At 69.2% G+C, this 13,751-nt stretch carries 14 protein-coding genes and 1 pseudogene; 10 read left to right on the top strand and 5 right to left on the bottom strand.

The genetic code is table 11. The features are described from left to right. Nucleotides 1-83: 83 nt before the first annotated feature. From AC3WON_RS16400 to AC3WON_RS16380, 5 genes are read left to right on the top strand one after another with little or no spacing between them, the layout of a single operon-like run. On the top strand, nucleotides 84-1,241 hold the full coding sequence (locus AC3WON_RS16400; RefSeq protein WP_010811543.1) for an AI-2E family transporter: 1,158 nt from the start codon (nucleotides 84-86) through the stop codon (nucleotides 1,239-1,241). Next, entirely contained in the window at nucleotides 1,241-1,924 is a 684-nt protein-coding gene (locus AC3WON_RS16395; protein WP_492317549.1) for a paraquat-inducible protein A, read from the top strand. Before AC3WON_RS16400 ends, AC3WON_RS16395 begins: the two co-directional genes overlap by 1 nt. Continuing rightward, entirely contained in the window at nucleotides 1,921-2,673 is a 753-nt protein-coding gene (locus tag AC3WON_RS16390; RefSeq protein ID WP_492352267.1) for a paraquat-inducible protein A, read from the top strand. The genes AC3WON_RS16395 and AC3WON_RS16390 overlap by 4 nt, the downstream gene beginning before the upstream one ends. After that, a complete protein-coding gene (locus AC3WON_RS16385; RefSeq protein ID WP_492317551.1) occupies nucleotides 2,660-4,315 on the top strand; it encodes a PqiB family protein in 1,656 nt (551 codons plus the stop codon). Before AC3WON_RS16390 ends, AC3WON_RS16385 begins: the two co-directional genes overlap by 14 nt. Continuing rightward, nucleotides 4,312-4,917: a PqiC family protein gene (locus AC3WON_RS16380; RefSeq protein ID WP_492317552.1), complete on the top strand. Its 606-nt coding sequence runs from the start codon at nucleotides 4,312-4,314 to the stop codon at nucleotides 4,915-4,917. The genes AC3WON_RS16385 and AC3WON_RS16380 overlap by 4 nt, the downstream gene beginning before the upstream one ends. Here AC3WON_RS16380 and AC3WON_RS16375 read toward each other — a convergent pair. Next, nucleotides 4,914-5,474 carry a nucleoside 2-deoxyribosyltransferase gene (locus tag AC3WON_RS16375; RefSeq protein WP_492317553.1) on the bottom strand — a complete coding sequence of 187 codons (561 nt, stop codon included), beginning with the start codon at nucleotides 5,472-5,474 and terminating at the stop codon, nucleotides 4,914-4,916. The two genes, AC3WON_RS16380 and AC3WON_RS16375, sit on opposite strands and share 4 nt — an antisense overlap. A 177-nt stretch (nucleotides 5,475-5,651) precedes the next feature. Between AC3WON_RS16375 and AC3WON_RS16370 the strand changes: the two are divergent. The 5 genes and pseudogenes from AC3WON_RS16370 (at nucleotide 5,652) to AC3WON_RS16350 (ending at nucleotide 9,308) form a co-directional block, all read left to right on the top strand. Next, nucleotides 5,652-6,593, top strand: a pseudogene (locus AC3WON_RS16370) (2-hydroxyacid dehydrogenase). Between the two features lie 71 nt (nucleotides 6,594-6,664). After that, nucleotides 6,665-6,859 carry a DUF1059 domain-containing protein gene (locus AC3WON_RS16365; RefSeq protein WP_013955718.1) on the top strand — a complete coding sequence of 65 codons (195 nt, stop codon included), beginning with the start codon at nucleotides 6,665-6,667 and terminating at the stop codon, nucleotides 6,857-6,859. 210 nt (nucleotides 6,860-7,069) lie between these two features. After that, on the top strand, nucleotides 7,070-7,843 hold the full coding sequence (gene modA / locus AC3WON_RS16360; RefSeq protein WP_492352266.1) for a molybdate ABC transporter substrate-binding protein: 774 nt from the start codon (nucleotides 7,070-7,072) through the stop codon (nucleotides 7,841-7,843). A gap of 18 nt (nucleotides 7,844-7,861) precedes the next feature. Then, complete coding sequence (modB, locus tag AC3WON_RS16355; protein ID WP_492317556.1) at nucleotides 7,862-8,572, top strand: molybdate ABC transporter permease subunit; 711 nt, start codon at nucleotides 7,862-7,864, stop codon at nucleotides 8,570-8,572. A gap of 13 nt (nucleotides 8,573-8,585) precedes the next feature. Beyond that, nucleotides 8,586-9,308 carry an ATP-binding cassette domain-containing protein gene (locus tag AC3WON_RS16350; protein ID WP_492352265.1) on the top strand — a complete coding sequence of 241 codons (723 nt, stop codon included), beginning with the start codon at nucleotides 8,586-8,588 and terminating at the stop codon, nucleotides 9,306-9,308. Here AC3WON_RS16350 and AC3WON_RS16345 read toward each other — a convergent pair. From AC3WON_RS16345 to AC3WON_RS16330, 4 genes are all read right to left on the bottom strand, one after another. Further along, complete coding sequence (locus AC3WON_RS16345; RefSeq protein ID WP_492352264.1) at nucleotides 9,278-9,817, bottom strand: class IV adenylate cyclase; 540 nt, start codon at nucleotides 9,815-9,817, stop codon at nucleotides 9,278-9,280. The genes AC3WON_RS16350 and AC3WON_RS16345 overlap by 31 nt on opposite strands. Nucleotides 9,818-9,835: 18 nt before the next feature. Further along, nucleotides 9,836-10,435 (bottom strand): LysE/ArgO family amino acid transporter, encoded by a 600-nt coding sequence (locus AC3WON_RS16340; RefSeq protein WP_013955713.1) that lies wholly within the window; start codon nucleotides 10,433-10,435, stop codon nucleotides 9,836-9,838. 96 nt (nucleotides 10,436-10,531) lie between these two features. Beyond that, nucleotides 10,532-11,326, bottom strand: coding sequence for a TOBE domain-containing protein (locus AC3WON_RS16335; protein WP_492317559.1), 795 nt, complete (start codon nucleotides 11,324-11,326; stop codon nucleotides 10,532-10,534). Between the two features lie 84 nt (nucleotides 11,327-11,410). Beyond that, nucleotides 11,411-13,696, bottom strand: a complete 2,286-nt coding sequence (locus AC3WON_RS16330; protein ID WP_492317560.1) for a DUF3141 domain-containing protein — start codon at nucleotides 13,694-13,696, stop codon at nucleotides 11,411-11,413. Nucleotides 13,697-13,751 lie beyond the last annotated feature (55 nt).

The following is a 13,751-nucleotide window of genomic DNA, read 5'->3' as shown; positions in this document are numbered from 1 at the left end:
CCCCCCTTCCGCATCGCCCCACCCAACGTAAGCTATATTTACGCCGTTCCCGTCACACCGGCGGGACCAAGGGAGATCCATCCATGAGTTCCGGCCAGTTAATTGAGAAAATCGCAGCCGTCTTCGCACTGATCGTGCTGATCGGCGGCTCGCTGCTGGTGCTCGCGCCGTTCACCACCGCGCTGCTGTGGGGCGCGATCCTGGCCTTCAGCTCGTGGTACCCGTATACGGTGCTGTCGCGCTGGCTGGGCAACCGGCGCAGCCTGGCAGCGTTGATCTGCGTGCTGCTGGCCACGGTCGTGGTGCTGGGTCCGTTCGTCTATGCCGGCGCCAGCTTCTCGGCGCACCTGGACGAACTGTCCGCGCTGGTTGACCGCTATAGGGAACACGGCATCCCGCAGCTGCCGGCCTGGCTGAGCAGCCTGCCCTATGTCGGCTCCTACCTGCAGAACTCCTGGAACAGCGTCATCAATGCCGATTCCGAGATGGTCGCCAACCTGCGCAAGCTGATCGCCCCGGTTGGCCACATGCTGCTGGGCGCCGGGCTGTCGATCGGCGCCGGGCTGGGCCAGCTGGCGCTGTCGATCATCCTGGCGTTCTTCTTCTACACCGGCGGCGAGCTTGCCATTGCCTGGTTGCGCGCGGGCATGCACCGCATCGCCGGCGAGCGCGCCGACCACTTGCTGGAGCTGGCCGGCAGCACCGTCAAGGGCGTGGTCTACGGCGTGCTGGGCACGGCCTTCATCCAGGCCGTGCTGGCCGGCATCGGCCTGTGGATCGCGGGCGTGCCGGGCGCGGCGATCCTTGGCTTCGTGACCTTCTTCCTGTCGGTGATCCCGGTCGGCCCGCCGCTGGTGTGGCTGCCGGCCGCGCTGTGGCTGTACCACACCGGCGCCACCGGCTGGGCCATCTTCCTGGTGGTATGGGGCGTGGGCGTGGTCAGCATGGCTGACAACATCGTCAAGCCGCTGCTGATCAGCAAGGGCACCGGCATGCCGCTGATCTGGATCATGCTGGGCGTGCTCGGCGGCGCGCTCGCGTTCGGCTTCCTGGGCGTGTTCATCGGCCCGACGCTGCTGGCAGTGGCCTATGCGCTGCTGCGCGACTGGACCATCGGCTCGCAGGCAGAGGTAAAGCAAGACCTGAAGCAGAGCGAGGCACTGGCGGCCGCGCCACCGGCGCCGGCCGTGGTCGACAACCCCGACGTCCCGCCGGCCACGACCGGCAAGCACCCCGGCTGATGGCAGGACACGACGCGCCCGGCGCGCCCGCCACCCCCGACCTCTCGCCGGCCGCGCTGCACCGGCTGGTGGCATGCGAATACTGTGACGCGGTCTACGAACGCACGCCGATCTCGCCCGGCGAGCGCGCGCTGTGCCTGCGCTGCGGCGGCCAGCTCTACCGCGAAAGCCGCCGCCAGTATCAACGGCTGCTGCCGCTGGTGATCACCGCGCTGATCCTGTTCCTGGTCTCAAACGCCTACCCGATCGTCGAGATGGACCTGCAGGGGGTCCGCACCCAGACCACGCTGCTGGGCGCCGTGCAGGCCCTGTACACCGACAAGATGGGGCTGGTGGCGGCACTGGTGTTCGCCACCACCATCCTTTTTCCTCTGTCCGAGATGCTGATGATGGCCTATCTGCTGGTGCCGATGGCGCAGCACCGCATGCCCGCCGGCTTCGACCGCATCGTGCGCGGCATCCGCCAGACCCGGCCCTGGGGCATGATCGAAGTCTTCATGATCGGCGTGCTGGTCACGCTGGTGAAGCTGTCCAGCATGGCGCGCGTGCTGCCCGGCATCGCGCTGTGGTCGTTCGCGGCGCTGGTGATCGTGCTGGCGGCGATGTTGTCGTTCGATCCGCGCGACCTCTGGCGCCATCTGGAAACACCCGATGACAACGCCGCGGGCGAGGAAGGCCGATGACGGACCAGCCGCAACCGCCTTCGCGGCGTCCCCGCCAGCCAGGCGGCCGCCTGGCCCGCCCGCGCCAGCTGGCGCGCGAGGTGGTGGCCGAGCTCACCGACGACGACGAGCGCAGTCCGCTGCCGCAGGTCCCGACCGCCAGCCGGCTGGGCCTGCTGTCGTGCCATGCCTGCGACCTGGTCAGCCCGCGCACACTGGAGGGCGAGCCCTGCCCGCGCTGCGGCGCCACCCTGCACCATCGCAAGCCCGACAGCCTGGCGCGCACCTGGGCTTTCCTGCTGGCCGCCTTTATCCTCTATATTCCGGCCAACGTGCTGCCGGTAATGGTGACGCAGTCCATCCTCGGCACGCAGCAGGACACCATCCTGTCCGGCGTGATCTACCTGTGGCTGTCCGGCTCGCACATGCTGGCCGGGCTGGTGCTGATCGCCAGCATCATCGTGCCGCTGCTGAAGATGGTGATCCTCACCTTCCTGCTGCTGTCCGTGCATTTCCGCTCGACCTGGCGGATCCGGCAGCAGACCCGGCTGTACGGGCTGGTGGAGGTGATCGGCCGCTGGTCGATGCTCGATATTTTCGTGGTGGCGCTGCTGGCCTCGCTGGTGCGGGCCGGGGCGCTGGCCACCATCATCCCAGGCGGCGGCGCCATGGCCTTCGGCGCGGTCGTGGTCATGACCATGCTGGCCTCGCTCAGCTTCGATCCGCGCCTGCTGTGGGATTCGCTGGAAGACAACAATGCCCGACACTGACAACCAAGCCTCCACGCCCTCGGCTTCGCCCCCGCCGGCACCACCGGGCCTGCCGCGGCCCGAACGACGGCGCCGCGCGCGCTGGCTGCCCTCGCTGGTCTGGCTGATCCCGATCGTCGCCGCGGTGGTCGGCATCTCGCTGCTGGTGCATACGCTGACCTCGCGCGGGCCGGAGATTACGGTCACCTTCCGCACCGCCGAGGGCCTGACGCCCGGCAAGACGGCGGTGCGCTACAAGGACGTCGACATCGGGCTGGTCAAGTCGGTGCGGCTGGCACGCGACCGCTCGCACGTGGTGGCGTCGATCGACCTGACCAAGGACGCCGAGAACTTCGCCGTGGCCGACACCCGCTTCTGGGTGGTGCGCCCGCGCTTTGCGGCCAGCGGCGTGTCCGGGCTGGAGACGCTGCTGTCGGGCGCCTATATCGGCGTGGACGCGGGCAAGTCGAATGAATCCGCGCGCGACTTCAAGGGGCTGGAAGTGCCGCCGGTGGTGACCACCGATGCCTCCGGCAAGCAGTTCGTGCTGCGCGCCTCCGAGCTGGGCTCGCTCGATATCGGCTCGCCGGTCTACTACCGGCGCGTGCTGGTGGGCCAGGTGGTGGCTTACCAGCTCGACCCCAACGGGCGCGACCTCACGCTGCGCGTGTTCGTCAACAAACCCTATGACAACCTGGTCACCGCGGACACGCGCTTCTGGCATGCCAGTGGCGTGGACCTGAAGCTCGATGCGGGCGGGCTCAAGCTGTCGACCCAGTCGCTGGTGACAGTGCTGCTGGGCGGTGTCGCCTTCCAGGCGCCGGACCACACCACTGCCACCGACGCCGCGTCCGAGAACACGCAGTTCCTGCTGGCCAACGACCAGGCCGAGGCGATGAAGGAGCCGGAAGAACTGGCGCCCACGCTGGCGGTGCTGAATTTCGACCAGTCCGTGCGCGGGCTCTCGCCGGGTGCACCGGTGGACTTCCGCGGCGTGATCGTGGGCCAGGTGCGTTCGATCGGCATCGAGTACCAGCGCGACAAGAGAGCATTCCGCATGCCCGTGGTGGTGGAGCTGTACCCGTCGCGCATGGGCTTCCGCGAACGCGATGTCGAAGACCGCGAGCGCGCGCGCAAGATCATCCAGGGGCTGCTGCAGCGTGGCATGCGCGCGCAGCTGCGCACCGGCAACCTGCTCACCGGCCAGCTCTACGTGGCGCTCGACTTCTTCCCGAAGGCGCCGCCGGCCAAGGTCGACCTGGACGCGCCGATCCCGGAATTCGCCACCACGCCTGGCACCTTCGACCAGCTGCAGGCGCAGGTGGGCGATATCGTCAACCGCATCGACAAGGTGCCGTTCGACCAGATCGGCCAGGACCTGCGCACCACGGTGGCCAGCCTGAACAAGACGCTGGCGACCGCCGACAAGCTGGTGCAGCAGCTCAACGGCGACGTCGCGCCGCAGGTGCTGGCCGCGCTGCAGGACGCGCGCAAGACCCTGACCGCGGCCAACGGCACGCTGGCCTCGGACGCGCCGCTGCAGCAGGACACGCGCCGCATGCTGCAGGAGCTGACGCGCACCGCCACGTCGCTGCGCACGCTGACCGATTACCTCGAACGCCACCCAGAAGCGCTGCTGCGCGGCAAGCCGGAGCAAGAATGATGAAGCGCCTTTCTATCACCAGCCTCCTCGCCGGCGCGCTGGCCGCGGCCGTGCTGGCCGGGTGCGCCTCGCCCGAGCCGCGCTACTACACGCTGGCGCAGGGCGCGGCCGCGCCGCTGCCGGCCACGACGACGCCGGCATCGACCAACACGCTATGGCTGGAAGTCGCGCCGGTGCGCGTGCCGGAGCGGCTCAACCGCCCGCAACTGGTGGTGCGCGATGGCGGCGATGCCGGCCTGCGCCTGCTGGACCTGGCGCGCTGGTCCGCGCCGCTGCCTGACGAGCTGCGCGACGCGCTGTCGCAACGCCTGCAGGCCACGCTGGGCGCGGTCGACACCTACCAGCAGGGGATGTCCGACGTGCAGCCGCTGTACCGGATCACCACGGAAGTGCTGCGCCTGGATGCCGACGTGGGCCAGCGTGCCGGCGCCACCATCAACTGGACCGTGCGGCGGCTGCCTGACGGCAAGGTGGTCAGCGGCCGCACCCAGGCAGAGCTGCCGGCGCCCGGCGCGGTCGATGGCGTCGTGGCGGCGTACCGCGAGATCGTCGCCACCACGGCGGCCGATATCGCAGCCGGGGTGCAGTCGCTGCAGCGCTAGTCGTCGCCCCACGCGGCCGCGTCGCGCTCGCGGCGCGCGGCCGCTTCAGCGGCGCGCCGGTGAATCGCCTCGGCCATCGCCGCCAGGCACTCGGCCGCCCCACCCTGCACCAGCTTCGCCGCACACGCCAGCATCAGGTTCTTGCCCAGCCCGAAATCCTCCACCACGAAGCCGCGCGTATCCAGCGGCGCGCCATCCTCGTCGGTGGCCACGGTGACGCGCTCGCGCAGCGTGCCCGCATCCGCGCTGTAGGCCCAGACCGGCTTCTGCAGCGCCACCGCAAAGCCCACCTCGAACGCGGTGCCGGAATCCGGCTCGCCCGGTCCGCGGAAATCGTCGAGGTTGGCCATCACCATGTCGGCGCGCCGCAGCAGCGCAAGATTGGCGTCATAGATCCAGCGCGCGGTGTCGGCGCCCGACAGGCCATCGGGCGCGGATTTGTCGAGTGGATACAGGCCGCTGAAGCCGTGCGCCGCGCACAGCGCCTTGAGGTGCTCGCCCCAGGCGCGCGCATCCTTGCGAAAGACGTCGAAGCCAGCCAGGTAGATGGTTTTCATGGCACGTGAAGTGGGGCGACAGGGATCAGGATCGCAGCATAACCCGCCGCTCGCGGGCGCGATACCACCTGCCTGCACGAACATCGCACAACTTGCGCGCGCACGCTTTGCCTGCTCCCTGCGCATGGGGGGCCCTTGCGCTACCATTGCCCGTCCCCTCCTTGCATCCCGCATCCCATGCCTGCTCCCCAGATCCTCCAGGTCGGCCCGCTCGCGCCGCAGACCAATGCCACCCTGCAGCAACAGTACGGCGCCGCGGCGCTGTGGCAGCAGGCCGATCCGATCGCGTGGGCGCGCAGCGAGGCCCAGTAGGTGCGCGTGGTGGTGACCTCGGCGCGCCACGGCTGCAGCGCGGCGCTGATCGATGCGCTGCCGCGCCTGGAAGCCATCGTCAGCTTCGGCGTGGGCTATGACGCGATCGCGCTGGATGCGGCCCGCGCGCGCGGCATCCAGGTCAGCAACACGCCCGACGTGCTCAACGACTGCGTTGCCGACCTGGCCTTCGGGCTGCTGCTGGACGCGGCGCGCGGCATCGCCCATGGCGACCGCTTCGTGCGCGCCGGGCGCTGGCCGCAGGGCGGCTTCCCGCTGACCACGCGCGTGTCGGGCAAGAAGCTCGGCATCCTCGGGCTGGGCCGCATCGGCGAGATCGTGGCGCGCCGCGCGCAGGGCTTCGACATGGAGATCGCCTACAACAACCGCAGCCCGCGCGAGGGCGCGCTGTGGCGCTTCGAGCCTGACCTGAAGGCGCTGGCGACGTGGGCCGACTTCCTGGTGGTGGCCACCGTCGGCGGGCCGTCGACGGCCGGGCTGGTATCGCGCGAGGTCATCGACGCCCTCGGGCCCAGGGGCATCCTGGTCAATGTGTCGCGCGGCAGCGTGATCGACGAGGCGGCAATGGTCGAGGCTCTGGTTGACGGGCGCCTGGGCGGCGCCGGCCTGGATGTGTTCCAGGACGAGCCCAACGTGCCGCCCGCGCTGCTGGCACTGGACAATGTCGTGCTGGCGCCGCACATGGCCAGCGGCACGCATGAAACGCGCGCCGCCATGACCGCGCTGACGCTGCAGAACCTAGATGCATTCCTGGCTGATGGCAGGGTGCTGACGCCAGTGCTGTAGACGGCTACCGCCGTGCCTATACTGGATGCACCGGCTCCAGCCCACTCTGCGGGCCGGCGTCAGGAGGCATCATGGCACGCAAGTTTATCGATTGCCGCGAGTTCCCGAGCGACACCCACTGCACGGTGGCAATGAGCGCCGACAGCGAAGACGAACTGCTCGAAGCCGCGGTCCAGCACGCGGTAGCGGTGCACCAGCATCAGGACACCCCTGAGTTGCGCACCCAGTTGAAGTCATTGTTCAAGGAAGGCATGCCGCCGGCGTGAAACCGGCACGGCTGGCGCCCGGGGGCGCCGGCTCCCACCCCTGGCCTCATTCGCAGTAGCTGATAAAGCACTTTAGCCACATCGAATACCCATGACCGCCGTCATGGCGCATCATTGACGCAGCGCTATATACAGACGTATATTGCGCATGACAGTCCACCCGCACGGGCCTTGCCGCACACGCCGGCCGGCCGATTCCCGAGGATTCCGATGTTTGCCCTTCGTTCCTGCCGCCGCGGGTTCCTGCTGGCCGCTTCCGTCGCCACGCTGGCGCTGGCCGCGCCGCCTGCCTTTGCCGCCGACCTGGTGGTGTCCGCGGCATCCAGCCTGACCAATGCCTTCAAGTCGCTGGCCGAGTCGTTCCAGCGCGCCCATCCCGGCACGCACGTGGTGCTGAACTTCGGCGCGTCCGACGTGCTGATGCAGCAGATCATCAAGGGCGCGCCGGCCGACGTGTTTGCCTCGGCCGACCAGGAGGCAATGAACAAGGCCGAGGCCGAGAAGGTGATCGCGCCGGCCTCGCGCCGCAACTTCGCCGCCAACCAGGTGGTGCTGATCGTGCCCGCGGACAGCAAGCTGGCCATCGCCTCGCTGCAGGACCTGACCCGCCCGGAAGTCAAGCGCATCGCCTACGGCAACCCGGCCTCGGTGCCGGTGGGCCGCTACACCCGCGGCGCGCTGGAAGCGGCCGGGTTGTGGGACGCCGTGGCCGCCAAGGGCGTGCCGGCGCAGAACGTGCGCCAGAGCCTGGACTACGTCGCGCGCGGCGAGGTCGAGGCCGGCTTCGTCTTTGCCACCGACGCCGCGGTGATGCCGGACAAGGTCAAGGTGGCAGTGCGCGTGCCAAGCCGCACGCCGGTGACCTACCCCATCGCCATCACCGGCCAGACGCGCCAGCAGAAGGAAGCGGCGCAGTTCGTCGACTACGTCGCCTCGCCGGAAGGCCAGGCCATCCTGTCGCGTTTCGGCTTCCAGAAGCCCTGACGGAGCGTTGCGCGCACCATGGACGCCGTCTGGGTACCGCTGCTGCTGTCGCTGAAGGTGGCCGGCTGGGCCACCGCGCTGAATGCCGTGCTCGGCGTCGGCGCGGCCTGGGCGCTGGCGCGCTGGCGCTCCCCGCTGCGCGACGTGGTCGATGCGGTGCTGACGCTGCCGCTGGTGCTGCCGCCCACGGTGCTCGGCTATTACCTGCTGGTGCTGGTCGGGCGCCGTGGCGTCTTCGGCGAGTGGCTGGCGCGCCTGGGCATCGAACTGGTCTTCACCTGGCAGGGCGCGGTGCTGGCCTCCACCATCGTCGCCTTCCCGCTGGTGCTCAAGTCCGCGCGCGCCGCCTTTGAAGGCGTGGACCATCAACTGGAAAACGCCGCCCGCGTGCTGGGCGTGCCCGAAGCCGGCATCTTCTTCCGTGTCACGCTGCCGCTGGCCGCGCGCGGCATCATCGCCGGCGTGCTGCTGGCCTTTGCCCGCGCGCTGGGCGAATTCGGCGCCACGCTGATGATCGCCGGCAACCTGCCCGGACGCACGCAGACGCTGTCAGTCGCCATCTATGAGGCGGTGCAGGCCGGCGACGACAACACCGCCAACCTGCTGGTGCTGGTGACCTCCGTCACCTGCGTGCTGCTGCTGGTGGTCGCCGGGCGCCTGGTGCCCGCCGCGGCGCGCAAGCCCGCTGAACTCTATGAACGCCGGCGCCTGCGCCCGCGCATCCGCTAAGCCGGGACCCGCCATGAGCATGCACGTCAGCATCCGCAAGCAGATGGTCTCGGCCGACCGCCACTTTGCACTGGATATCGATTTCGATTCGGCCAGCCGGCGCATTGCGCTGTTCGGGCCCTCGGGCGCCGGCAAGAGCCTGACGCTGCGCGCCATCGCCGGCCTGCTGGCACCGGACAGCGGCCGCATCGTGCTGAACGGCCGCACGCTGTTCGATGCCGACGCCGGCATCGACGTGCGCCCGCAAGAGCGCCGCGTGGCCTACCTGTTCCAGGAATATGCGCTGTTCCCGCACCTGACCGTGGGCCAGAACATCGGCTTCGGCCTGTCGCGCGGCTGGCGCAACCCGCGCCGTGGCGCCTTGCATCCGGAAGCGCAGCGCTGGATCGATGCCTTCGGCCTGGCCGACATCGTCGGCAACTACCCGGCGGAGATCTCCGGCGGCCAGAAGCAGCGCGTGGCACTGGCGCGCGCGCTGGTGGCGCAGCCCGACATCGTCTTGCTGGATGAACCCTTCTCTGCGCTCGACCCCGCGCTGCGCGCGCGCATGCGCGCTGAGTTGCGCACGCTGCAGGCCAGCCTGGATGTGCCGATGCTGGTGATCTCGCACGATCCCGCCGATGTCGAGGCGCTGGGCGACCACGTGCTGGAAATCCGCGAGGGCCGCATCTTCGGCAGCGGCACCAGCCGCCACCATCCGCCGGTCTACGCGCCGGTATCGGCGCGCGTGGCCTGAGCCGCGCGCAGCAGGTCGACATAGGCGCCTTCAATCAGGCTCGACGCGGGAATGCCCAGCCGCGCCAGCAATGCGTGGGCTTCGGCCACGCCGTTCTCCAGGCGCTCGTCTTCGGCCAGCACCACTTCCAATTCCAGGAAATCGCCAAGGTCCTCGACCCGGTCCAGGTGCACGCGCGTGCGGCCAGCCAGGTACAGCGTGCGCAGCTTGCGCACCCGCCCGCCTTCGCCATGCGCCGCGGCCAGCGCGGCGCGCAGGGTTTCCGGCGATTGCGTCGGCGACAGGATGTAGAAGCTCTCCTTCGGCCCCGCCTCGTCGGCACGCGCATAGAAGATCAGCTCGCCGCGGTCGGGCGCGAACTCGCGCAGCTTGAGCCGGCCGTTGGCACAGGGGAAGAAGGTATCGTCCTGGCAGATGTATTCGGGACCGCTGTCGGCCAGCGCTGCCGCATGCGGCAGCACGGCTTCGATACTATCAATGCGAGCCTTGATCTCGACGTTTCTTGGCATGCGTCTGTCTCCTTTTAATCAGCCCAGCAGCAGCCGCGCGGCAATCACCCACATGGTGATGCCGATCACCACTTCCAGCACCTGCCACGCGCGCGGCCGTGCAAACACCGGCCGCAGCAGCGCCGCGCCATAGCCCAGCGAAAAGAAGAACAGGAACGACGCGGTCATGGCACCCGCGGCAAACTCGCGCGCATTCCCTGCAAACTGCGTCGACACCGAGCCGATCAGCATCACCGTATCGAGATACACATGCGGATTGAGCCAGGTGAACGCCAGGCATACCGCCAGCGTCGCGCCCAGCGGCCGCGGCGCGGCGTCGCTGGGATCCAGCACCGCATTCGAGCGCCACGCGGCCAGGAAGCTGCGCGCGCCATACCAGATCAGGAAAGCCGCGCCGCCGTAGCGCATCGCCGCACCCAGCCAGGGCAGCTCGCGGATCATCACGGCAAAGCCGGAAACGCCCAGCAGGATCAGCAGCGCATCGGAAAGTGCGCACACCAGGCAGACCCAGAACACATGCTCGCGCCGCAACCCTTGTCGCAGCACGAAAGCATTCTGGGAACCGATGGCAAGAATCAGGGAAAGACCGAGGGAGAAGCCGGCCAGGGCGGCGTGCATTGGATATGGAACGGCTGTTTTTTTGGGTGGCTATTATTGCACGCCGGGGGCAGCCGCCATGCCCGCCCACCTTCCCATTCCTGCCGCAGGACTACCTCACGCCACTACCCCCAGGATCACGCTTGACGCCTTGAACACCGCCAGCGCAGCCACCCCCACCTGCAGCCCCAGCGCTTCCACACTGCCATTGGTCACGATCGCCGCAACCGTACCGCCGCCGTCGAGCTCGATCACCACCTCGGCGTTCACCGCGCCAGGCATCACGCGCGACACCACGCCCGGCAGCTGGTTGCGCGCCGACAGCCGCATCCCCGGATCGGGCAGCCCCACCAGCACCGACGATGCCTTGATCAGCGCAAACGCCTCCGCGCCCTCGGCCAGCGCCAGCGTTTCGACACTTTCATGCGTGATGGTGGCCACGATCTGCTGCCCGCCGGGCAGTTCCAGCACGACCTCGTCATTGACCGCGCCGCCGCGCACGCTGGCCACGCGCCCGAACAGCTTGTTGCGTGCACTGGTCTTGATCATCATTCGCCTCATCAGGTGGATATCGTCGGCCGCCCCTTCGCCCAGGAGCGACAGCTGCGCGACAAAGCGCTGGTGTTCATCTTCCAGCGCACGATAGGTGCGGATCAGTTGCTCGCCGCGCGCGGTCAGGTGCGTGCCGCCGCCGCCCTTGCCGCCGGCGGCGCGCACCACCAGCGGCTCGCCCGCGCTGTTGTTCATGGCATCGATGGCGTCCCACGCGGCCTTGTAGCTGATGCCGACCGCGCGCGCGGCCGCGGTGATCGAGCCGTGTTCGCCGATGGCGGCGAGCAGCGCGATGCGGTCCTTGCCGCCCCAGTCTTGCGAGCCGGAGCGGAACCAGATGGCTCCCTGGAGTTCAAGCATGGATGTCGGGTGCCGGTGGCCGGCACCGCAATGGAGTCATAGACGCGGCTATGGTAATCCGAATTGCGGATCGGTCCGGCGCACTCAGTCCTGGTGCGCGGCCTCATCCCCCTCGGCTGAGTCGGCAACCTCGCGCGGATGACCCGTCCCCATCACGTCGGCGACTTCCCGATAACGCCCCAGCCGCTCGCCTGCCAGCGGGCCCCCGACCGTCATCACGCGATGCACCGCCACCATCAGCTTGCGGCGGGTCTCGCGGTCCGGCACCAGTGCCGGCAGTGCCCGGATCGCGCGCTGCGGATCCAGCCTGACGATAAAGCTCTGCTGGCGCACCGCGGTCTTGAACGCAGCCAGGTCGGCCTGGCCGCCGGATTGCCCGGTGGCTTGCTGCTGTTCGCGCGCGATGCGGCGCAGCAGGTTGAACGGCCGCTCCTCGATGGCGCTGGGGCGATCGGCGACGTAGGCCAGCACGCGCACAAAGGCCTCCAGCGTGCCGCCCTGCCCGATCGCCGCCTCGGCATCATGCAGACGGCGCGCGGCCAGCTCCTTGCGCAGCGCCACAGTCACGGGCGACTCCAGGTTGGCCGGCGCCGGCGCGCGCAGCCCCACCAGCGCCGCCGTCGCCGGCGAAGCGTAGATCACCTCGAAGGCCCGCTCGTACCAGGCATCGCGCAGGTCGCGGAACTGGTCGAGCGCGCTGACGATCTGCGCCGAGGCCGCGTGCTCCAGCGTCAGCAGTGGATTGTCCGCCGATACCGGCGCGCGATGCTCGCGCACCAGCGGCGCCAGCGCGCCGATCCACGCCATCCATGGGTTCACGTCGGTCGCCAGCTCGCGCTCCAGCCGCGCGGGATGCAGCGCGCGCAGCCACTGCGCGCTCACTTCGTTGGACATGGCGCGTACCCACGGCGAGGCGAAGGTGTCGTAGATATGCTGGTTGACCTCGGCCACGCGCCGCACCACCTCGAAGGCGCGCTCGTCGTCGCGGCCGTCGTCCAGCGCCAGGATGTCGGCAATGCCGCGGCGCTCGAAGCGCATCAGGTAGCGCCCTTCGACCAGGTCGCGGTGCCGCAGGTCGGGCGCGACGTCTTCGATCTTCGCCTCGTACAGGCCCGGCGGCAGCACGTCGATCAGGTCCAGTGCGCAGAACAGTTCGCTGTGCTCGCGGTTGGCCACGCCCGCGGAGACAAAAATGCCGAGGTGGCCCACGGTCGGGTGCAGGCAGTAGACGATCACCTGGTCGTTGGCGACCAGTTCCTCATCGCTCGCGTACAGGTCCGGGATCCAGTTCAGCGCCTGCTGCGGCGGCGTAATGTTGTCCCCCCAGGAGGCAAAGATGATCACCGGCGAGCGCACGTTGCGCAGGTCCACCACGGTCGTGCCGTCGGTGCTGCGCACCTCGCCCGCGGTGAGCCGGTTGCCGACGAACAGCTTCTGCACGATCCAGTCGATCTCGGCGCGGTTCATCAGGAAGTGGCCACCCCACCAGCGCTCGAAGTCGAGGAAGCGCGGGCCTTCGGTGTCGGCCTTCGCATAGACGTCGTAGAGCTTCTCCCACAGTGTATTGGCGGGATTGAGCTGTTCGAAGTTCTCCACCAGCCAGGCGCCGTCGAAGCGGCCATTGCCCAGGTCAGCAATCAGCGAGGCCAGCCACGAACCGCCCAGCAAGCCGCCGCTGTAGCGCATCGGGTTGCGCCCGCGCACGCCGGACCAGTACGCCAGCGGCGCGCCGGCCAGCAGCAACGGGCCGGTGCGCTCCGGCGCCACCGCGGCCAGCATCATCAGCGCCCAGCCGGCCTGGCAGTTGCCGATGATGAAGGGCTTGCCCGGTGCATCCGGGTGGCGCTCGCCAACGATCTGCAGGAAGGCAGCCTCGGCGCGCGCCACCGATTCGATGGTCTGGCCCGGGCAGGGCTCGTAGAAGAAGGTGATGAAATAGCACGGATGACCGGTGCGCAGCGCGATGCCGATCTCGCTGTCGGCCTTGAAACCGCCGATGCCGGGGCCGTGGCCTGCGCGCGGGTCGATCACCACGAAGGGGCGCAGGGCGGGATCGGTCGGGCTGTCCGCCGGCGGCACGATGCGCAGCAGCGCGTAGTTGGCGGGTTCAGGCAGCTGGCGGCCATCGGCCAGCAGTTCGTGCTCGAACACCAGCACGGGTGGCATGCCCTCAAGCTCATGCTCGGCGGACTCGTTGCCGCGCTGGCGCAGGATGTCGAGCAGCAGCACGGTGCGCTGCCAGGCGTCGAGGGCGTATTCCAGCGCCGGCTGTGCCAGTGCCGCGAACGGGTTGGCGTGCGCGGACAGACTGGTAGCGGTCGAGGTGGCGCTGCTGTCCCGCGGCAGGTCGGCGCGTTCACGTGCGGTCATTCCACTCCCCTGGTTGGCGCCCCGTCCGGCGTATCCGCGCGCTTGGCGGCGCGGC

The sequence above is a fragment of the Cupriavidus sp. FW305-46 genome (assembly GCF_058787075.1).
This window is presented reverse-complemented; position numbering and strand designations above follow the sequence as displayed.

What these genes read in the sequence shown, in the direction of transcription:
- AC3WON_RS16400 (WP_010811543.1), top strand. Translation starts at nt 84, where the DNA reads ATGAGTTCCGGCCAGTTAATTGAGAAAATCGCAGCCGTCTTCGCACTG.
- AC3WON_RS16395 (WP_492317549.1), top strand. Translation starts at nt 1,241, where the DNA reads ATGGCAGGACACGACGCGCCCGGCGCGCCCGCCACCCCCGACCTCTCG.
- AC3WON_RS16390 (WP_492352267.1), top strand. Translation starts at nt 1,921, where the DNA reads ATGACGGACCAGCCGCAACCGCCTTCGCGGCGTCCCCGCCAGCCAGGC.
- AC3WON_RS16385 (WP_492317551.1), top strand. Translation starts at nt 2,660, where the DNA reads ATGCCCGACACTGACAACCAAGCCTCCACGCCCTCGGCTTCGCCCCCG.
- AC3WON_RS16380 (WP_492317552.1), top strand. Translation starts at nt 4,312, where the DNA reads ATGATGAAGCGCCTTTCTATCACCAGCCTCCTCGCCGGCGCGCTGGCC.
- AC3WON_RS16375 (WP_492317553.1), bottom strand. Translation starts at nt 5,474, where the DNA reads ATGAAAACCATCTACCTGGCTGGCTTCGACGTCTTTCGCAAGGATGCG.
- AC3WON_RS16365 (WP_013955718.1), top strand. Translation starts at nt 6,665, where the DNA reads ATGGCACGCAAGTTTATCGATTGCCGCGAGTTCCCGAGCGACACCCAC.
- modA (WP_492352266.1), top strand. Translation starts at nt 7,070, where the DNA reads ATGTTTGCCCTTCGTTCCTGCCGCCGCGGGTTCCTGCTGGCCGCTTCC.
- modB (WP_492317556.1), top strand. Translation starts at nt 7,862, where the DNA reads ATGGACGCCGTCTGGGTACCGCTGCTGCTGTCGCTGAAGGTGGCCGGC.
- AC3WON_RS16350 (WP_492352265.1), top strand. Translation starts at nt 8,586, where the DNA reads ATGAGCATGCACGTCAGCATCCGCAAGCAGATGGTCTCGGCCGACCGC.
- AC3WON_RS16345 (WP_492352264.1), bottom strand. Translation starts at nt 9,817, where the DNA reads ATGCCAAGAAACGTCGAGATCAAGGCTCGCATTGATAGTATCGAAGCC.
- AC3WON_RS16340 (WP_013955713.1), bottom strand. Translation starts at nt 10,435, where the DNA reads ATGCACGCCGCCCTGGCCGGCTTCTCCCTCGGTCTTTCCCTGATTCTT.
- AC3WON_RS16335 (WP_492317559.1), bottom strand. Translation starts at nt 11,326, where the DNA reads ATGCTTGAACTCCAGGGAGCCATCTGGTTCCGCTCCGGCTCGCAAGAC.
- AC3WON_RS16330 (WP_492317560.1), bottom strand. Translation starts at nt 13,696, where the DNA reads ATGACCGCACGTGAACGCGCCGACCTGCCGCGGGACAGCAGCGCCACC.